The sequence below is a fragment of the Paenibacillus sp. XY044 genome, assembly GCF_002257645.1.
In the GTDB taxonomy this organism is placed as follows: Bacteria; Bacillota; Bacilli; order Paenibacillales; family Paenibacillaceae; genus Paenibacillus_AQ.
On sequence record NZ_NQMO01000007.1, the window covers coordinates 17,654 to 35,574 of the forward strand.

Here is a 17,921-nt window from a genome sequence, read left to right on the forward strand (position 1 = left end):
CATCCCTCTTCTATTTTAGTTTTTTATTTCTCTATATCGATTTGTTGCATGGTTGCACGCATATAGCCTAATGCATAAGCCATACCTGCATGCCAAGGTGCATCACACGTCATTAATGGCGTATGATCCGGTATAAGCACACCTTTAAATTGATGTTTCTTGAATAAACGCAGCGCTTTAATCATATCGATATCGCCTTCATCAACGAAGACCTCTGTATAATTAGGAACCTTTCCCTTTACGTTACGAAAATGAACATAAGATATTTTATCCTGTGAAGCATATTGTTCAATGGCTTCATAGACATCGCCAGTGACCATTTCTTGAATCGAACCCATACAAAACTCTATTGCGTTACTGCTGCTGGGCACGAGATCAATCATTCTCTGATATTTGTCAGGTTCATTGACTAAACGTGCATGCTGACGAATTTCCGGCATCGGTGGATCGTCTGGATGCAGTGATAACTTCACGCCCGCTTCCTCGGCAACCGGCAAGACACGCTCTAGAAAATAGGCTAAACGTTCCCAAATTTCTTCATGCGAGGTAGGCGGCAGATACCCTTGATCCAACAGACTCGCATCATAGGTCATATTCCACACCTGACCAAGCGGTAGCGGTTTGTTTAACTCCTCCATCGTTGGGTGGAATGTCGATGTCAACCCCCCGCCACGTGCGGATGGCTTCTGAAAATGTCCCCAGACACCCGCAATACTAAAGTTATATCCAATTACAGGTATGCCTGCCCGGCCCACATTCCGAATGATTTGCTTGAGGTGTTCAATTTGTTGATCTCGTTTTGGTCCTGCGAGCAGAACATCATACCAATCCGATGGATTAAAGTTCTCAATCGCTGCGAATTCAAGCCCCTCCCGATTTAATTCTTCTTTCAACTTCACAAGATTCTCGTACTCCCAGATCGGGTCATTGACTCGGGCGATACCATAATTATGTTCCCCATCCGTGGATGGCAGCCCCTGATCATCAATCTCTCCGTAATAATTCACCAAATGCACGACAACAGCCTCACAACCAGCCTGCTTTGCGAATTGATAGTATTCTTTCTTTAACATATGACGATATAAGCCAATGCCCAGCTTCATATCAACTGCTCCTTTTTGTATGAATTGATTATAGATCAAATTCTGAAATCTGAAATATCAGATGATCCGAGAAAAAACATACCTACATTACCTGTGAAAACACAAGCATAAGTATGTCGCAGCTACCAGCTTGTTATATGGCGCCACCGTTCTCTTCTATTAAATAAATCATATATTGCTTACTCTTCTCCAGGTGCGCCACCAATAAATCCGAAGCATGCTGGAGACGATTCTGCTTCATTACTTCGATAAGCTGCGCATGCTCTTGGATACCTTCTTTGGAGCGATCAAAGTTCTGAAAATGAAAGATGCGTGAAATATACAGGAAGCTATTCAAGAGTTCATATTGATTCGAGATCAATTGATTGTGGCTCATCGTCACAATTGCCTTATGGAACAGAACATCAGCTTCAAGAAATTGCTGGTAATCAAAATGATCACTTTCCAAATTTACCTTGGCCCGATGAACATGCTCTGTTAATTGAACGACCAGCTGCTCGCAATCATCCTTCGATAAGTGCTCGATACTCCATTTCTCAATCATAATCCTTGCATCCATCACTTCTGCAATGCGCTTACCCGTCAATTGGGTCACATAGGTACCTGATCGTGAGACCACTTCGACAAGCCCATCATTCGCCAATCGATGAATAGCCAGCTTAACAGGCGTTTTACTAACTCCCATCTTGTCACTTAAGTCATTGAGATCAAGACGTGCACCGCCTTTATACTCCCGCGTTAATATTTGGTTTTTTAGAATATGATAGACTTGTTCATTCAAGTCCTGTCGTTCAATCTTTAAATCCATAAGACCTCCGTTTAATTCCATATAAATTCCATTAAATATCTAAAATTGAAATCTGAAATATCAGATTTAGATTGATTATATGACGGATGTATTCTAATTACAACTCCCTATTGAACACTAACCATTCTGATTTCTCCATGCCCTTGGTGTCATACCCATCAATTTTTTGAATACTGTTGCAAAATGCTGGCTCGTCTTAAAACCAAGCTCCATGGCGATATCCGTTATGGTCATCTTCGATTCCTTCAGTACCTGACATGCGTAGTCCATTCGAACTCGCTCCATATACGCCGTAGGTGATTGTCCATTCGTCTCACGGAACACGCGATAGAAATGCGACTCACTTAACCCAATCTCCTCCGCAAGCTGCCCAATAGCGTATCGTGCAGATGGATTCTGCTGGATTCTTTCCTTCAGCTGTTGCGTGTAGGCATGCATGTTTTGTGATTGAACAACTAGTTGTGGATGATGCAGCATGTGCAGCAAAATTTCCATGACATAATGGCGAAGCTGGAATTCCAGAAGCTCCGTATTCTGCTGCATTATAAGTTGCTTCAATCGTTCGAAGTAGACGACAACATCATTACTGACCCATTGAATGCGAGGGCAGCTTTGCATCCATTTGACAAATGTATGACGCTCCTCTTCATGGAGGCCGAACCATTCCTTATGCTGAGCTGGATCGCGAACAATGATCCACCAAATCGTTGATGGTCCAATATAATCAAAGCTGGCACGGTGTCGCTCGCCCGGTCTGGTATGAATGATATGCTGCGCACTCGTAAGGTGAAATTCTCCTCCTACCTCCCAATCGACAGCCCCCTGATCAACATAGACGAATTCATATGCATCTTCGTGCACATGATCGGTTAAGAGCTCTGCTCTACTGAAATGGTCGTATCCCAAAAGCACTAAATCTTTGACACGAGCCGCAGGGCCATGCTCCTCATCTACAATATAAACCCAACGTTCATTTTTGGTACGATCCACCACAATGAATACACGCCTCTCTTCGCATTATGTTTCAGATCCTATTAGATATAATTCGAAAAGTCAAATGAGATAAATTGCTATACACTGAGAGCGTAATCACTAGGAAGGAGCGATAAGCTTGAACCAAAACGCAACACATATCCACGTCATCTTCAAAACACACTTGGATATTGGCTACACAGATCTCGCGAAAAATGTGACGGACCGATATATGAAGCTGTTCATCCCCAATGCCATTCAAACAGCGAAATATTTTGCCGAACACCCGGAGAGAGGCTCCTTTATCTGGACAACGGGCTCGTGGTTAATCCACCATCTTTTAATGCACGGTACGGACGAGGAAAGACAACAAGTCGAAGAAGCCATTGCAAAAGACTATTTAAGATGGCATGGCCTTCCTTTCACCACTTATACCGAGTTATGTGATAGCGAATTGCTTGATTATGGCATTCATATGGCCATGCGCCTTGATGAGCGATTTGGCAAGCGTACGATCGCAGCCAAAATGACAGACGTCCCTGGTCATACACGCTCATTAATCACGCATATGGCGAAGGCTGGATTGAAGTATTTGCATTTAGGCGTAAATCCTTCTAGCCATGTTCCTCACGTCCCTGAATTGTTCTTATGGCGAAATACGGACGGATCTGAAATTGTTGTTCAATACAGTAGAGATTACGGCACAACCTCTGAATTTGAAGGATTGAACGATGTTCTTTACTTCGCACATACGCATGATAACCATGGACCTTCCACGGCCCTGCAGATTGAAGCAGAGTTTGCCCAGCTGCGAGAAGCTTACCCACATGCAGAAATTAGAGCTTCCACATTAGACCAGTATGCAGAAAAAGTATGGGCAATCCGTGATACCTTGCCTGTCGTGGAAGAAGAAATTGGAGACAGCTGGATTCATGGCACATCCACAGACCCGTATAAATTAGCATGCTACCGTGAATTGCTCCGCCTAAAGAGTAAGTGGCTGCAAGAAGGGGCGCTTACAGACAGCGATGAAGAGTATCACAATTTCTGCGATGCGTTATTAATGATCCCTGAACATACCTGGGGACTAGATATCAAACGATATCTTGCGGATTATATCCACTATGATAAAGATGATTTCCATCAGGCACGTAAGCGTGACAAGGTCGATATTAACTTGAATCCGCAGGAATATCGTTTCTACGAAATGAATTCACGTACAGAAATGATTGAAATGTTCGGTGATGAAGCCGAAGAAAAATTGAATGCACGTTCCTTTAGTCTCATGGAACTCTCTTGGCAGGAGCAGCGGGAATACCTGGATCAAGCGATACAAGCACTTCGTCCTGAACTACAAGCTGAAGCACGCGCTGCCCTACTCGCACTAAAGCCGTCTCGCTGCGCTCTAACGGATGCAATCGTCCTATCTAGTGACCAGCCTTATACATTAGGAGACTTTGAGGTTGTGTTTGAGGATACGGGCGCGATTATCGGATTGAAAGATGATCGAGGTCGAGAGTGGGCCGGCCCTAACAATCCGATCGGTTTATTCTCTTACGAAACTTATTCGCAAGCCGACTATGATCGTTGGTATCGTGAATACCACGTCAGATGGAGATATACGCATGTGTGGGCAACCGGAGATTTCGGGAAGCCAGGAATGGACTTAACCAAAGAGTGGATTGCACAAGAAGTTATGATACCGAAGCTTCAATCCTTGCAAGCCATTTTTGGGGAAGATCAGGATGTTGTGCTCGCGAGCCTGCGTATGTCAAGAGCTGCATGCGAGCGCATGGGAGCTCCAAGAGAATTAACACTTGAATATGTGTTTAAGAAAAATACTCAAACGGTAGAATGTAAGCTACAGTGGTTTGACAAGGATGCATATCGCCTTCCTGAGGCTGCATGGATGAGCTTTATTCCGATCGTTTACAATCCGAATCAATGGAAGCTGGACAAAATCGGACAGCTCATATCTCCTTTAGACGTTGTTCAAGGCGGGAATCGCAATATGCATGCGGTACAGCAAGGGATGTATTATGCGGCCACAGATGGAAAAGTTCATATTGATACCTTGGACGCAGCACTTGTATGTCCCGGGGAACCTCGCTTGCTCCAGTTTGATCATACATTTGCTCCGCTCACTGGAGGTATGCATGTGAATTTGCATAACAATGTGTGGGGCACAAACTTCCAAGCGTGGTACGAAGAGGATGCTTCTTTCCGCTTCAAGCTGCATTTTCAATCCAATCTGTAATGCTTTCCCATTTTGCATCTATCGATTCTAGTCCAATCATTTCATTCCAAAATTATTGTAATCCTGAAAGGAGATTTACGATGAGTCAGAGCAAACCTTGGAAAATATATATCATTCAACATTCACATACGGATGTTGGTTATACGGAACGTCAAGAAAAAATTCGCCAGTATCATGTCAATTATATTCGGCAGGCTTTGCAGATTGTTCGTGATATTGAGAGCGGCGCTAGACCTGACTGGAAAGGCTATAAGTGGGTATGTGAAACGTATTGGCCAGTTGAATCATTCCTGTTAAAAGCTACAACCGAAGAAAAAGAAGATTTCGCTCAAGCGGTGAAGAAAGGCTATATCGGTCTCTCCGGAACCTATCTCAATTTCGGTGAACAGTTAAATCAAGAGATGCTCTCCGTGATGATTAGGCGGATTAGCGATTATGGACAATCGATTCAGTTCCCGGTGCGCTCTGCGATGACGGCAGATATTACAGGTTTTGGCTGGGGATACAGTCAAGTACTAGCGGATTCGGGCATTGAGAATTTAATTACTTGTATTCATACACATCACTCCATGTTCCCACTTTGGAAGAAGCAGATTCCATTCTGGTGGGAAACGCCTAAAGGAGATCGTATTCTCACATGGAGCGGCGAGCATTACATGTTTGGCAATGATCTTGGATTGATCCCTGGCATTGGCGGATCTTATACAATTCGCGATGATCATGATGTCCGAAACGGCGTATCCTTTGAAGTGGCTGAATCACGATTTAATCGTTATTTAGAGCAATTGGTTGCTGATGGTTACACTTTCCCGTTTGTACCTGTTATGGTGTCTGGACTTCCTACTGACAACGGTTCACCCAATGCAGCGTTGATGGATTTTGTGAATCCTTGGAATGAGAAGCATGGAGACCGTATCTTTATTCAACCGGCGACATTGGACGATTTTTTTGCAGATGTAAGAGCTTATGCTGAGGAGCATCCGGCAGAAATTGAAACCTTCCTTGGGGACTGGCCAGATTGGTGGACGGATGGCTCGGCGACCACACCGATGCATGTACAGATCTTCCGTGAAGCACAGCGTGTGTATACGAAGGTGAAGCAATTAGATCCCGCCTGCGAGATTGTCTCCAAAGAACGTTTAGAGGCAATTGAATATGAGCTTGCTCTATTCGCCGAGCATACATGGGGTTATCATTCCTCTGTCACAGAGCCTTGGAACCCGTTCGTTCAGGAGCTTGGCTGCAGGAAAGAAGCCTATGCGGCCAATGCAAGTTCGCTTGCTCATACCGCTTTATACGACATCCTTGAGGAACGTGGCGATGCACTGCTAGGTCCTGATCGTCCAATGAAATTTGAGTTATATAATCCAAATGACTTTGTGCAAACCGATTATGCTGAGCTCATTATGGAAGGCTGGCATTTGGCGGAATTAAAGAACGGCTTCGAAGTCATGGATGAAGCGACGGGCACCGAATACGAGGCTCAGATGGTTACAGGACACCGCGGGGTCGTCATTACCATACCGGTAACGCTCCAGCCTAAACAGCAGGTACATTTGACGATCAAAGCCCTTACAGATCACAAGCCTGTAACTGCGTATCGGACAGATTATGTTGGATCGGATCGTATGATGGATATTATTCCACCAGTCGCGCCGAAGCTTCACATTACGCCGAAATTTATTGAATCGCCTTTCGTTCGCATCGAATGGGAGATGGGTGCTGGCATTAAAAAATGGATCGACAAAGCCTCGAATCAGGACCTGCTCCGTGCTGACCGTAATCACCATGCATTTTCTCCTGTCTACAATGTGACACGGGCTCCTAACGAATTTGGTATGTATGATGTACGCCGCAAGATGGGACGCAATCGCCGAGGTCCTGACGCGATTACTTCTGTGGGGACACTTGTTAATGTAGATATTGTTGAAAAAGGAGCACTGTACGGTAAAGTTCGTTTGACGTACAGCGTAAATGGCTGTAGTCATTATTCCTTACTCGTTACCGTTTACAGCGATCATGCTCGTGTCGATGTTGCTGTACGCATGCATAAGGAAAGTGTATGGGACCCAGAAAATCTATACATTTCTCTTCCTTTCGGAAGTGCGCCTGTTTCAGAGCAGCAAGAACTTTGGGTTGAAAAAACAGGTGCGGCTTTGCGTCCGCGAATCGATCAACTCCCAGGTTCCCTTGCTGATTTCTACTGTGTTGATGAGGGTACGGCGTATGTCAGTGAAGGACTAGGTATTGCGATTGCAATGCCGGATACACCGCTTGTTCAAATCGGTTCATTAGACTATGAGGATCGTCTTCTGAGCGGACATCCGGGGCTAGCTAATGATCCAGCTCACCTCTACTCATGGCCCATGAATAATTATTGGGAGACAAACTTTAAGGCAACGTTGGGAGGATTCTATGAATTCCGTTACTATGTTGCATGGGGTGAGGAACTAAATACACCAGAAGCTGCTTTGGAAGCATGTACAAGCATGAACGCAGGCATACTGGCTTGGAGAACAAGCAAATAAGCATATGATTTGGAGGAAGGATACAGAATAGTATCAACTATTCTGTATCCATTTTACTGTAGTCTTCTTGCTGTTCAAGTATATTCCAGAATCCTTATGGTTACTAGGTATTAAACTACAACATAGAAGCATCTCCCTATTTTCTCTAAATTTATAAAAAAACAGTGAGAAGAGAAAGGTGTTATTCCTAAATATTAATATTTTCCCTCTGAAAGATTACCAGTCAATCATTTCGTTATTGGTAGACTTGATTTTTCGTAATCATTTTCATCATTGGTCGAAACTTCTTCGTTCTTATCCGCGTCTGCCGAGAGTTATTTCCTTTCGTCGACTTGGACTTCCGTATGAATCAATTTCAACGCCATCACTGCATCCACGATATCGATGATGCTGCTATGAATGAGCGTTGCCATTACAGTTTCACCCTAAAAATGACTAATATTTTTCAGCTCAGGATAGCGACATTGGTTTATAACAAGGCTTATTTACGGTATTTCTTGATATGCTTTCCAGTTGCCACTTTTGTGTCATTAGACAATCCCGTTCCCGCAGCTTACTGCCTGTATCGTCTCTCTTGTGCCATCCCCTGCCGGGAACAACTTTTGCCATGTTTGCCCGTCGTCCTCGGATCGACATAAACCATCACGGGTAAAACAGGCATACAACACGCCCGGTCGATGCTCATCAAGCGTCAAAGCGACAAGTACCGATGCCGCAAGCCGTCCGAACGGAAGGCTGCCGCGAATGGATTGCCATGTGCGCCCGCCATCTGTGGACTTGAAAATCCCCTCGGTCCATTTCCCAACGTACTTTCAATTGAATATAGCTAGTGACGGTAACAAGGCATCAATACGTGCATCCACCGTAATCACAAACGATACTTTTTCATAATAATCCGGTTTGACGAGGGTGAACCATATTCCGTTGGTTGATTTTCCAAGAAACAGAGGAATTAGTTGTTATTACTCCAGCTCTTTTTCAATTTCCTGCTTTGCAGGTCCGCTTGCGAATTCATCAATTACTGCGTCGAATATTTGATCAACTGGATAAGGAATTGCACCATTTTCGTCTATGTCAATTTTATTAATTGTAATGTCTGGCACCAAGCAGAAATCATCATTTACCAGACTGATTGAAATAATTGCCTTGACTCCCTCTAACTTCACCGTTATTCCAACGGTTTTTTGTGATTTCATTACAATCCTGCCTATTCTTGCCTATACCCTGCCACCAGATTCAACTAGTGATAATTCAAGTGAAAGAGCTGTTTGATTAATTTCAAGTGACTCAAAACTGCTTTAAAATAGTAGTAAACCTCACCGCGAATACCGTTCAAGCTCCCTCCATCGCGATGCATATTTCCGGGAACCGAACAACATTTCATTATCCAGGCAAGCACATCTATGGTTGATAAATCTTATCAACCACGGTTAACCATATAAGTTCTTGTCATTTTCGGCAAACGATATATGTTCTTGTCGTCTAGTTTTGACAAGAACATATATCGTTAAAACACAAAAAGCCGCTGCTACGCGGCTATTAAGCGTGTATGTTCTTGTCGTCCTACATTACTTTTCAAAGGCATCCTTACATTCAACTGAGAGCAATCAAAACGTGATATGTCTTCAAATTAATTCCTGTTCAAGGTTCAATTACTGGATCCAGTTTGGTCTCCTCTAACCCTTTTCTACAAGCCGACACATACTCATCAAAGTGTTCTCCAGTATAGCAGGGAGGTTTTTATAATATCCAATCGCAATACCGTTAATAGCATGAACAACTCCATCGATACTTACAACCATTGCCCCATCCCACTATTCGGGCACCCTATAATGTCTCCCGTAAATTGTTCTATAGGCGCTAGAGTCTGGATGACTTTCAAGTGTATCCAATACTTTAATTTCATCACTTTGAATTCCTGCTAGCCGCTTCTCTATCTCATTTAGGGTGTTCTGTGTTTCTAACATTGGCTTAACCTAAGAATAAAAGGTATCTCCTTGATTATTCTTTATCGTTAAATCCGCACCCAACAAGTTCTTGTCCTCGACTCGGGACAATAACTTGTTCCGATAAAACAAAAAAGCCGCTATAATAGCGACTCTCAATGGGACTATGTTCTTGTCCCTCGACACCTACCCGACCGGTGCAATTCACGTGGGAGATGTTCGTTCTTTTGGGTTAGACTCGGGACTGTTCCTCCTCTCCCATTGCAGGAGTGGCATCTACGAATATCTTCTTTCTAAACAAGACGGGAGTTGTCTTGTTTAAGTGATACATTGAGTAAGAGATAATCATTAAAAAAGAGGACAGGTGAACGGGTATGATACATGTAGTGAGCGAGAAAATAGCTGCGCTAGCGGCGGCATACAACGCCGTCTGGAACGAACCGGATGCAGGCTTGCGGAGGAAGGCCATCGAGGATCTGTGGACGGAAGCAGCGATTCATTGCACAGACACGCGTGAAGAAAAGGGACATGATGCCATCGAAGCCAGAATCGTTGAGGCGTTCGACAAATTCGTCGACAAAGGCTCTTATACATTCGAGCCTTTGAACAACGTCAGCCATCATCACGGCGTCATCAGGCTCGGTTGGGTCATGGTGCCGTCTGGGGGCGGCAAGACACTAGGGGCAGGCACGGTATTTATTTTGTTAAGCGAAGACGGCAGGATCGCAAGGGACTATCAGTTTACCGATGAGGTATAGATGAGGGAGATTACAGACCCGCTAAAGCTTAGCTGGGCCGGGCAATCCAATCCTCAAGGGATTCCTCGTTCAAATTTATACGTTAAACGAAATTATACTTTTATATTTATGCCTATTTAATCCACTAATACGTGATTATATTCTAAGTGGTCGCGAGTTCCGCTAACGGGACAAGATAGTTTAACAATAAGGGTTTTCACAAATTAGGCATGACTAATATGTGAAAACCCTTATTTGATAATAGTTAAGCATGAAAATTCATGTGCTGGCACAGAAGACCGGGAAATCGGCCGACCATTCGTTATTACGAGAAGGAAGGATTGCTGGATAGACGCCACGTGAGCGCAGGGACAATAATTATCGTGACTATACCGAGGAAGCGTTCGAACACCTTTTACTGATCAAAAGAGTTCAGGCTGCGGGTTTTACGATAAGGGAAACCAAATTTATTTTGAAGGAAGAAGACGGGAACAAACTTGAGCTCTCCCGGGCCATTGAATTTTTGCGGAAGAAGATGAAGGAAATGGACCTTAGGAAAAGAGAATGGGAACACACGATTAACCATATATGTTCTTGTCTTTTTCGGCAAACGATATGTGTTCTTGTCGTGGGGTTTTGACAAGAACATATATCGTTAAAACAAAAAAAGCCACAGCTACGCGGCTATGAAGCGTATATGTTCTTGTCGTCTTACAGGAATTGCAGAATCCTCATTAATGACCTGAAAGTTATATGTAGCAATATCTACATGAGTTGCAAGACTATACTTTGTTCGACTTCTATTCAATATTCTTTTCGAAGGACCGTCTGAGATTATGCCGGCCCTATGCACAGTCCAATCCACATCTTGTGCTTCTTCAACTAAATATTCAATTACAGTTTCATTATCTTTATGCTGACCGAGAAGACCGTTATATCTAGCTAAAGTATTTCTAAGAATCCAAGTCACAAAAGGGAGTCTTACTTTATATCGACGCGTGAGTCCTCCAGCCTGATATAGGAAACGTTCTACACCTTGTCTTCGCATAGCTGGGATAAGCTTCTTAATAAAGATAGTATTGATTGGCGCCTTATTTTGTTCCTGAGCATCTCCAAGCATACAAATTACAAAGTCGACTTCATCTAATAATTCGTCAATATTTTCATGATTTGTGATGGAACCTTTGATTAGCTCTAAATTTATATTTTGTATTTTAATTTTTTCTGGATTTCTAACTAAGGCTTTTACTTTATGACCCTCTTTAAGCGCTATGGAAACAAAGTGTTGGCCAGTTCTACCGGTTGCACCAAAAACTAAGAATGTTGATTTTGAATATTTCATTGATAATGATCCCTCCAAAAAGAGATTTCTCCTCGTTTTGGACTCACCAAGCCGAGTTTATCATAATATCTTAATGAAACTTTAGGTATGCACAGTAGACTTTAAGCGGGATAAGTGAACCGTCAATTTACTTTTCATTCGTATAAAGCCCATGACATCAGAAATCAGTCAAGAGAATTCATGCACCCGTGAGTTTATGCGACAAATCAATAAGAGCCTTTTGATCCTCTTTATTTACTTCGATTGCAAATTTACGTTGGAAATTACCGGCCTTGTTCCACATATATGCCGATGTTCCTTCGCCCTTCAGGAGTGCCTGAACTGGGTTACGAGCCGCCAATTCGGCTGAGTTGAGAAAAGGTCGTGCCACTGCGACACAGGCTCTGAAATACCATGGCGCATTTTTAAAGATATCCGTTCGAGCAACCCCCGGGGTTGTACATCCCGTGAAAATCTTAGGATGCGTCTTGGTAAGATAGTCTGCATAATGCATACACGCTCCAACGATCGGTAGCGTCATCGTCCAGAAATTAAATTTTTCGAAGGATTGGAACTTCTTGATGTCGAATTTGGGAACTTTTTTAGCTGTGCCCACCATCATAATTACCCGAGGATGGTCTGCCTTAAGAAGTTTTGGCAGCAGGAGTTGAGTTAAGTGGTAACGGCTTAAGTAAGCCAACGCGAAAAAGAGCGGGAGACCGTCCCTTGTTCTGATGTCCCTTGGATCAAAAATGCCCGCCGAGTGTAACAGTCCGTCGACTTTGTCGGTTATTTCATTGATCTGTTGTGCCGCATTTTTGACTCCATCGTGAGTCGCGAGATCCACAGAGAGAAATATTGCTCGATTACGCGCTGTTCCAAAAGATGCCAATGCGCTCTCACCTTTTTGTTTATCGCGCCCCAAAATAATCACGCGATTGCCTGCATCAATAAGTTTTTGAGCAGACTGCAGGCCAACACCGCTATTACCCCCTGTAATTACAAACGTATTCATACTCTTTCACTCCCCTTATCTTTATTGACAATCTCTATAAATCATGCGCCAATAGGCAAAAGAATCATTTAACTTAGGCGTATCCGCTCTGGCTGATGGAAGGTTTGAAATTATTGCGACCGCTCGATGTCCTAGATCTGTAAAGGCCCCTCCGACCTCCATCCCAATCGTTCCTGTGTCAACGCACTCACGGAATGCCTTCGTCGTCCATGCCATCCAGTCGCGAGCCTGCGGGCGCACACCGTCTGAAGTGACTGCATAGTTGCGCAGTAAATCTAGATCCTCTATAACACCGCGAGCCACCTCAGCTCCCAAGTCTAATACTTGAAAACCTTTCTATAAACGGGTCAGACCAACTACCTGATGGCCCGCACCGATGAGTTCGCGAACAACAGCTGTAACAATTTAACCTGCTGCACCTGTAACGAATATTCGTATAATCGTTTTACGCCTCCTTAAGCATTTGACGAAGATATGACTCTAGTCTAAACTATAAAGTAAACTCTAAGGCAAGCATTTGGAGGTAAGAATTCATATGAAAATTCAAGAACTAGCAGACTTGATGGTTCTAACACCCCACACCATTCGTTTTTATGAGAAGGAAGGCTTGCTTGACAGCAGGCATATTCAGCGAGAGAAGAATAATTATCGCAACTACTCAGACGAAGCAATTGGGCGGTTAAAGCTGATTAAGAAATTTCAAGGCATCGGCTGCTCCTTAGCTGAACTGAAGACGATTTTGCAGGATCACGATACGAACGCACGCACGAACGAAGAAGTAATAGATTGGATTCTTCAGAAGATTAATGAGATCGAGCGTAAGAAGGACGAATATGATCATATGCTTGTAACGCTGAATTGGATGCTGACGTACAGGAAGCTGCTGAACGAAGATCCACAGCAAGCTGAGGCTATGATGGAGGAATTACGTCTTAGAATTAACATCTAATTGTATACACGATTATCTGGACATTCATCGGTCCAGCCGATCCCCTTATTAATTTCAACAACTTGAAATTCACGTTTATTGAAATTTCGTTCTTCTTTCTATCCGAAAGGTGACACCGATTTGCATCGTTCCCTTTGGACCAGTTGATGTGCCACATAATATAGGTTTGTTTATGAGTTTTTTTCCTCGCTTGAAATACTAAGTTGTTTTTCTTACACGCTGGCATTATCCAGGCAAGCACATCTGAGGTGATAATCCTTATCAACCACGGTTAACCATATATCGTTAAAACAAAAATAGCCGCAGCTATGCGGCTTTTAAGCGTGTATGTTCTTGTCGTCTTACACCGGATCGTAAACGCAAAGTTCATCTTCTCCCAATACATAATATGGTACCACCCAAAATTAAAATTCCCTGTTAAAAAGCACAGGAATTTTCTTTTGTCAACCTTTTCATGAAGTTATGATTAATCAACCCGTTGTATTTTATTGGAATAATACAGAACGTGAACTTGAGAACGTCATATTCAGAGTTGTCCAGGTAGCCTTGAATACACCAGGATTTCTGACAACCTCTTCCATACTTTCGAAAACGTCGACCTCTCCGGGTTACTCTTTTCGAGTCTTAGTCACTCTCAGGCAGACTATCTGGCTGTCTACGCTTTACGTCTGAAATTACTTCCAGCCGTCCAAGACTTGCTATTGCTGGCTTGGTTTTAGAGATTTCCACCTGCTAAGCTTCACAACCTAGGTTTGGTCGCACCGGAAGTTGAGTTACTAATTCTCTAAAAATACCTAAAAATTCCTACTCTGCTGTTGTTCCAGTTAGTTTGAACAAAGGAGAAGTTATCCTTCCTGTTATTGACAACATCTAATGAATAATGATAATCTCATTTTATTCCAATTGATATTGATTCTCATTATTGATTGAGTAGTTGAAAAAGCAATTATCGGGGAGAACACAATGACCATTTTACGATACCCCATCGTCTTTCCCTCATATCGGCACCTCCTCTATCGCTTTACTATTTATCATTGGGTTTCGGCTATCGTTTCCCGTTAGCTTAAAATACGTTTGTATTTCATTCTCGGCAGCTTAACAGCATCCACAATTAGAGAAACAAATCCCAAAGAGTTTTCATTATTGCGGTGATCAAAGCGTTTCGATCGGTAAATGAAACCCTCTTTCTCATCCCAATCGGTATAATGGAATTCTCCACTTTCATCGCAATACTCTAGAAGATTCACTTTAAAACCAGCTTCTTCAAACATCGCCGAAAGGGTTTTATAGGTGTGTACTATTTTATGGCTTGCAGCAGGATGGTCAGCAGGACCTGGTCCGCCGATTCGTACTCCTTTTTGGTACTCTTCATCAGGGAAATAACCATCCGGAACAGCACATCGAACATACCCGCCAGGTTTTAAGAACTCAAAACAAACCTTTGCAGCTTTTACACCTTCTTCGAAGTCTAGATGCTCCCATACATGTTCGGCTAAAACTGCAGTAATGGTATTGGGTTGAAAACGGTCAGACCACTGTTCTCTTCGTAATAAATTAAGCTCTGTCTCTTCGGTTTGCGTCCACTCGGGATTATTGCTATATCCGCCAGCACCAACAACAACTCGTATGTCTTTGTTTTGTCCCCTCACTCAAGCTCATCCCCCTTTATAGCGAAGTGTAACAAAAACACCATTGGGGATAAATGGATATTTGGGACCTTCATATGTAACTATGTGTCCTCAAGTAAACTGCCCGTTAGTTGAGTAAAGCCAGCCGGTCAAAGTGATCGGCTGGCTTCTTGTCTTTATTGAGCTATAGTTTCCCGTTAGCTGATGAACGACTTGTGTAAGTGTAAATTCTGCAAGCGTTGTTCTTCGACAAAACTAATTTGTGACTACCAGATAATCGTTTTGAAATGAATGATTAAGTTTTCCCAACAGCGTTTCCTCGAGGGGCGTTTTTCCATATATAAAAACCAAGAACATAAGCAAGTACGCAGCCAATCATTGTATCGATTAATCGATATTCTAACAAATGTGCTGTCACTGGACTGCCGATGCTGAACATCATTAACATTAACGGTGTCATAAGCATGGCATAGATCGCATAACTTCGATTTTTAAAAATGGGGCGAAGCGCACCAAGTAATCCGATAACGACTACACTATTCCATTGCGGCAGAGACCACAGCAACAAACAGCTTCCGAGAAGTACACCTACCGCTGTACCTATGCCTCTTTGAAAAATACGTCTTTGTGAATAGGCTAAATCACGTTTAAGGACGATAGCCACTGTTAAGCAGATCCAGTAGGAACGTTCAAGATGGAAAACAACCCCTATCGATTGTGCTGCTATCATACATAATGCGACTCGAACTGTGTATTTCCAGCCAGTAAAATGAGTTAATTTACTCCGCCACTGTGTAAATCGTTGCTTATAAGAAATCTTAGCGGTTTGAACTGAAACTTTGTGGTCCCGCGATTTCTGCATTAGGAATCCCACAATGACAGATACGATTATTCCCAATAAAGAACCTGTTGCAAAATAAACAGGTATTCTGAAAATGTCCTGATGCAACCCTCCATCGCCCATGCTAGAACCAATAATGGAAAGTATCACAAATTGGACGCTGGCTATTGCAACAGATCTGCTTATTCCTCCCAGCAGCGCGGCCAATGTCGAAATCATTACAATTAAACCACCAGTCATCCAGCCGTGCCCTGCTATAATTATGCCTATAACTATTGCGACTGTCCCTGTTGCCATTGTACGAAACAGTTCAGTTGTATGTTTCTTGATTGTTCCATCAGACGAAGAATCATTTGTAATCATTACACCAAAAATAGATAATAATCCGAACATTAAATTATTTAAATAGAATCCTAAAGAAATGCAGCCTGCCATCCCGATAAACCCTGCGATAACTTGCGGGTAATTGATCGGCGCTTCATTTGACCATTGCAGTGTATCTTTCAATATAAATCCTAAGCCTGTGTTCCCTTGGTCACTTTTACTCAATATGTATCCTCCACTTTATCTAAATTCTGACGTAATTATAATCCTGCCACTCTTTGACTCCCACCACATTATGCTAGGGATCTATACGAATTGTAAAGTGACGAAATTCTGTCGTTAAACTGCCCGTTAGTTGAATGAAGCCAGCCGGTCAAAGTGATCGGCTGGCTTCTTGTCTTTATTGAGCTATAGTTTCCCGTTAGCGTAATGACCTGGCATATGTGATACGGTTCATTTTACGGTCTATAGGCGAAAAAAGGAGCCATCTTCGATAGTTTTTTACAAGTCATAATATACTCCGGTTAACTTCTCGGATAGTAACCAAAGTTTTTCCGCAAGCTGCACATCCAATGCCTTTTTGGGGAAATCTACAAACTTCGGTTTCTTAGCCTTTAGAGGATTCATTCCTAGCCCTACGTAAATATCTCCGGTGATTGTCGAATCCGTCGCAGCAATAATTGATGGCCAAGATGATTGATTAGGAGGAGTTCCGAATATTTTCATTAATATCAGTCCAAATGCTTTGTTCCCTTCGGTGCGTTTCTCGTTACTTCCATCTGGGTTCCGAATTATTAGATTTCTTTTTTCTTTATTTTTGCGGATATGAGGTTTTCTGAAATATGATGATCTCTGCCTTTGATGTATTCGTAATCTAAATCATTTGCAAAAGCAGTGTTCATTGTAAATCCCCCTACTGTCACAAATGAGCAGACCGGACGCTTACTCATAATCTTAAACCTCACCATCTGTATAACCTTCGATAATATATGACTGTTTCCTGCACCCACCCCCACTGTAACTGTTTTAAACTAACCTGCCCGTTGGCTTAATGTCCAAATATGTAGTCTCCAATTATTTTGGTCAAGAAACTTAAATCCATCGGTTACATGGTAACCATACCCAGGAGTTTTAACCTGCGAGGGATTCTTCCTTCTGTGAAAAGTCAGTACGTTGTCCAATATTTCTTCAGTAACTTAATACATCCTAGAATTGAAGTGGATATAACGTTATAATGTTTATACGGTAACAAATTTGAAAAGCCGCATCCAACCAAAATGGTGTAATGATCGAATACGCCAAGAAGCACTATCTCCTGGGAGGTCATCATGAAATTCTTCGTCAAACCATCCAGCATGAAATCAGGCGTCCGCCTCAATTGGAACCGCTTTAAATCAAAATTGCTCATGACCTACACATTATCTTACATACTCATTTTTTTGGTTCCGCTTTCAAGCGTCACTTTCATCATCTATAGCAACGCGACGGCCAA

13 protein-coding genes and 1 pseudogene are annotated in these 17,921 nt (G+C 42.7%); 5 read left to right on the forward strand and 9 right to left on the reverse strand.

All coding sequences use genetic code 11. The annotated features are described in order from the left end of the window. Nucleotides 1-23: 23 nt before the first annotated feature. The 3 genes from CJP46_RS24570 to CJP46_RS24580 all read right to left on the reverse strand — a co-directional run bounded on the left by CJP46_RS24570 (nucleotide 24) and on the right by CJP46_RS24580 (nucleotide 2,904). The gene (locus CJP46_RS24570; protein WP_094598286.1) at nucleotides 24-1,103 is read right to left on the reverse strand and encodes a mannonate dehydratase; all 1,080 of its coding nucleotides are present in this window, start codon (nucleotides 1,101-1,103) and stop codon (nucleotides 24-26) included. Nucleotides 1,104-1,236: 133 nt separating this feature from the next. Then, a complete protein-coding gene (locus tag CJP46_RS24575; protein ID WP_179281318.1) occupies nucleotides 1,237-1,911 on the reverse strand; it encodes a GntR family transcriptional regulator in 675 nt (224 codons plus the stop codon). Between the two features lie 117 nt (nucleotides 1,912-2,028). After that, nucleotides 2,029-2,904 (reverse strand): AraC family transcriptional regulator, encoded by an 876-nt coding sequence (locus CJP46_RS24580; protein WP_094598288.1) that lies wholly within the window; start codon nucleotides 2,902-2,904, stop codon nucleotides 2,029-2,031. A 118-nt stretch (nucleotides 2,905-3,022) separates the two neighbouring features. Here CJP46_RS24580 and CJP46_RS24585 point away from each other — a divergent pair, with 118 nt between their 5' ends. Both CJP46_RS24585 and CJP46_RS24590 read left to right on the forward strand, forming a co-directional pair. After that, complete coding sequence (locus CJP46_RS24585; RefSeq protein WP_256992507.1) at nucleotides 3,023-5,140, forward strand: DUF5054 domain-containing protein; 2,118 nt, start codon at nucleotides 3,023-3,025, stop codon at nucleotides 5,138-5,140. 80 nt (nucleotides 5,141-5,220) lie between these two features. Beyond that, complete coding sequence (locus CJP46_RS24590) at nucleotides 5,221-7,668, forward strand: glycoside hydrolase family 38 N-terminal domain-containing protein (protein ID WP_179281319.1); 2,448 nt, start codon at nucleotides 5,221-5,223, stop codon at nucleotides 7,666-7,668. 962 nt (nucleotides 7,669-8,630) lie between these two features. Here CJP46_RS24590 and CJP46_RS24595 read toward each other — a convergent pair. After that, nucleotides 8,631-8,864, reverse strand: coding sequence for a hypothetical protein (locus CJP46_RS24595; protein WP_094598290.1), 234 nt, complete (start codon nucleotides 8,862-8,864; stop codon nucleotides 8,631-8,633). Nucleotides 8,865-9,988: 1,124 nt separating this feature from the next. Here CJP46_RS24595 and CJP46_RS24600 point away from each other — a divergent pair. Together CJP46_RS24600 and CJP46_RS37630 are read left to right on the forward strand one after the other, a co-directional pair. Beyond that, nucleotides 9,989-10,372: a hypothetical protein gene (locus tag CJP46_RS24600; protein WP_094598291.1), complete on the forward strand. Its 384-nt coding sequence runs from the start codon at nucleotides 9,989-9,991 to the stop codon at nucleotides 10,370-10,372. Between the two features lie 349 nt (nucleotides 10,373-10,721). Then, nucleotides 10,722-10,991 (forward strand): annotated as a pseudogene (locus CJP46_RS37630) (MerR family transcriptional regulator); the annotation flags it as partial. A 36-nt stretch (nucleotides 10,992-11,027) separates the two neighbouring features. Here the strand turns inward: CJP46_RS37630 and CJP46_RS24610 are convergent. Both CJP46_RS24610 and CJP46_RS24615 read right to left on the reverse strand, forming a co-directional pair. Next, nucleotides 11,028-11,693: an NAD(P)-dependent oxidoreductase gene (locus CJP46_RS24610; protein ID WP_094598293.1), complete on the reverse strand. Its 666-nt coding sequence runs from the start codon at nucleotides 11,691-11,693 to the stop codon at nucleotides 11,028-11,030. A 178-nt stretch (nucleotides 11,694-11,871) separates the two neighbouring features. Beyond that, the gene (locus tag CJP46_RS24615; protein ID WP_094598294.1) at nucleotides 11,872-12,687 is read right to left on the reverse strand and encodes an SDR family NAD(P)-dependent oxidoreductase; all 816 of its coding nucleotides are present in this window, start codon (nucleotides 12,685-12,687) and stop codon (nucleotides 11,872-11,874) included. Nucleotides 12,688-13,222: 535 nt separating this feature from the next. On the opposite strand from CJP46_RS24615, the gene CJP46_RS24625 reads away from it, so the two are divergent. Continuing rightward, on the forward strand, nucleotides 13,223-13,636 hold the full coding sequence (locus tag CJP46_RS24625) for a MerR family transcriptional regulator (protein ID WP_094598295.1): 414 nt from the start codon (nucleotides 13,223-13,225) through the stop codon (nucleotides 13,634-13,636). A gap of 1,058 nt (nucleotides 13,637-14,694) precedes the next feature. Here the strand turns inward: CJP46_RS24625 and CJP46_RS24630 are convergent. The 3 genes from CJP46_RS24630 to CJP46_RS36670 all read right to left on the reverse strand — a co-directional run bounded on the left by CJP46_RS24630 (nucleotide 14,695) and on the right by CJP46_RS36670 (nucleotide 17,379). After that, a complete protein-coding gene (locus CJP46_RS24630; RefSeq protein ID WP_094598296.1) occupies nucleotides 14,695-15,285 on the reverse strand; it encodes a class I SAM-dependent methyltransferase in 591 nt (196 codons plus the stop codon). A 274-nt stretch (nucleotides 15,286-15,559) separates the two neighbouring features. Next, the gene (locus CJP46_RS24635) at nucleotides 15,560-16,654 is read right to left on the reverse strand and encodes an FUSC family protein (protein WP_094598297.1); all 1,095 of its coding nucleotides are present in this window, start codon (nucleotides 16,652-16,654) and stop codon (nucleotides 15,560-15,562) included. A 569-nt stretch (nucleotides 16,655-17,223) separates the two neighbouring features. Continuing rightward, nucleotides 17,224-17,379 (reverse strand): hypothetical protein, encoded by a 156-nt coding sequence (locus CJP46_RS36670; protein ID WP_179281320.1) that lies wholly within the window; start codon nucleotides 17,377-17,379, stop codon nucleotides 17,224-17,226. Nucleotides 17,380-17,921: the final 542 nt, after the last annotated feature.

Bases quoted from the DNA above. Each gene is read 5' to 3' on its own strand.
- CJP46_RS24610 (WP_094598293.1), bottom strand. From the start codon at position 11,693: ATGAAATATTCAAAATCAACATTCTTAGTTTTTGGTGCAACCGGTAGA.
- CJP46_RS24595 (WP_094598290.1), bottom strand. From the start codon at position 8,864: ATGAAATCACAAAAAACCGTTGGAATAACGGTGAAGTTAGAGGGAGTC.
- CJP46_RS24575 (WP_179281318.1), bottom strand. From the start codon at position 1,911: ATGGATTTAAAGATTGAACGACAGGACTTGAATGAACAAGTCTATCAT.
- CJP46_RS24590 (WP_179281319.1), top strand. From the start codon at position 5,221: ATGAGTCAGAGCAAACCTTGGAAAATATATATCATTCAACATTCACAT.
- CJP46_RS36670 (WP_179281320.1), bottom strand. From the start codon at position 17,379: ATGAGTAAGCGTCCGGTCTGCTCATTTGTGACAGTAGGGGGATTTACA.
- CJP46_RS24625 (WP_094598295.1), top strand. From the start codon at position 13,223: ATGAAAATTCAAGAACTAGCAGACTTGATGGTTCTAACACCCCACACC.
- CJP46_RS24600 (WP_094598291.1), top strand. From the start codon at position 9,989: ATGATACATGTAGTGAGCGAGAAAATAGCTGCGCTAGCGGCGGCATAC.
- CJP46_RS24615 (WP_094598294.1), bottom strand. From the start codon at position 12,687: ATGAATACGTTTGTAATTACAGGGGGTAATAGCGGTGTTGGCCTGCAG.
- CJP46_RS24570 (WP_094598286.1), bottom strand. From the start codon at position 1,103: ATGAAGCTGGGCATTGGCTTATATCGTCATATGTTAAAGAAAGAATAC.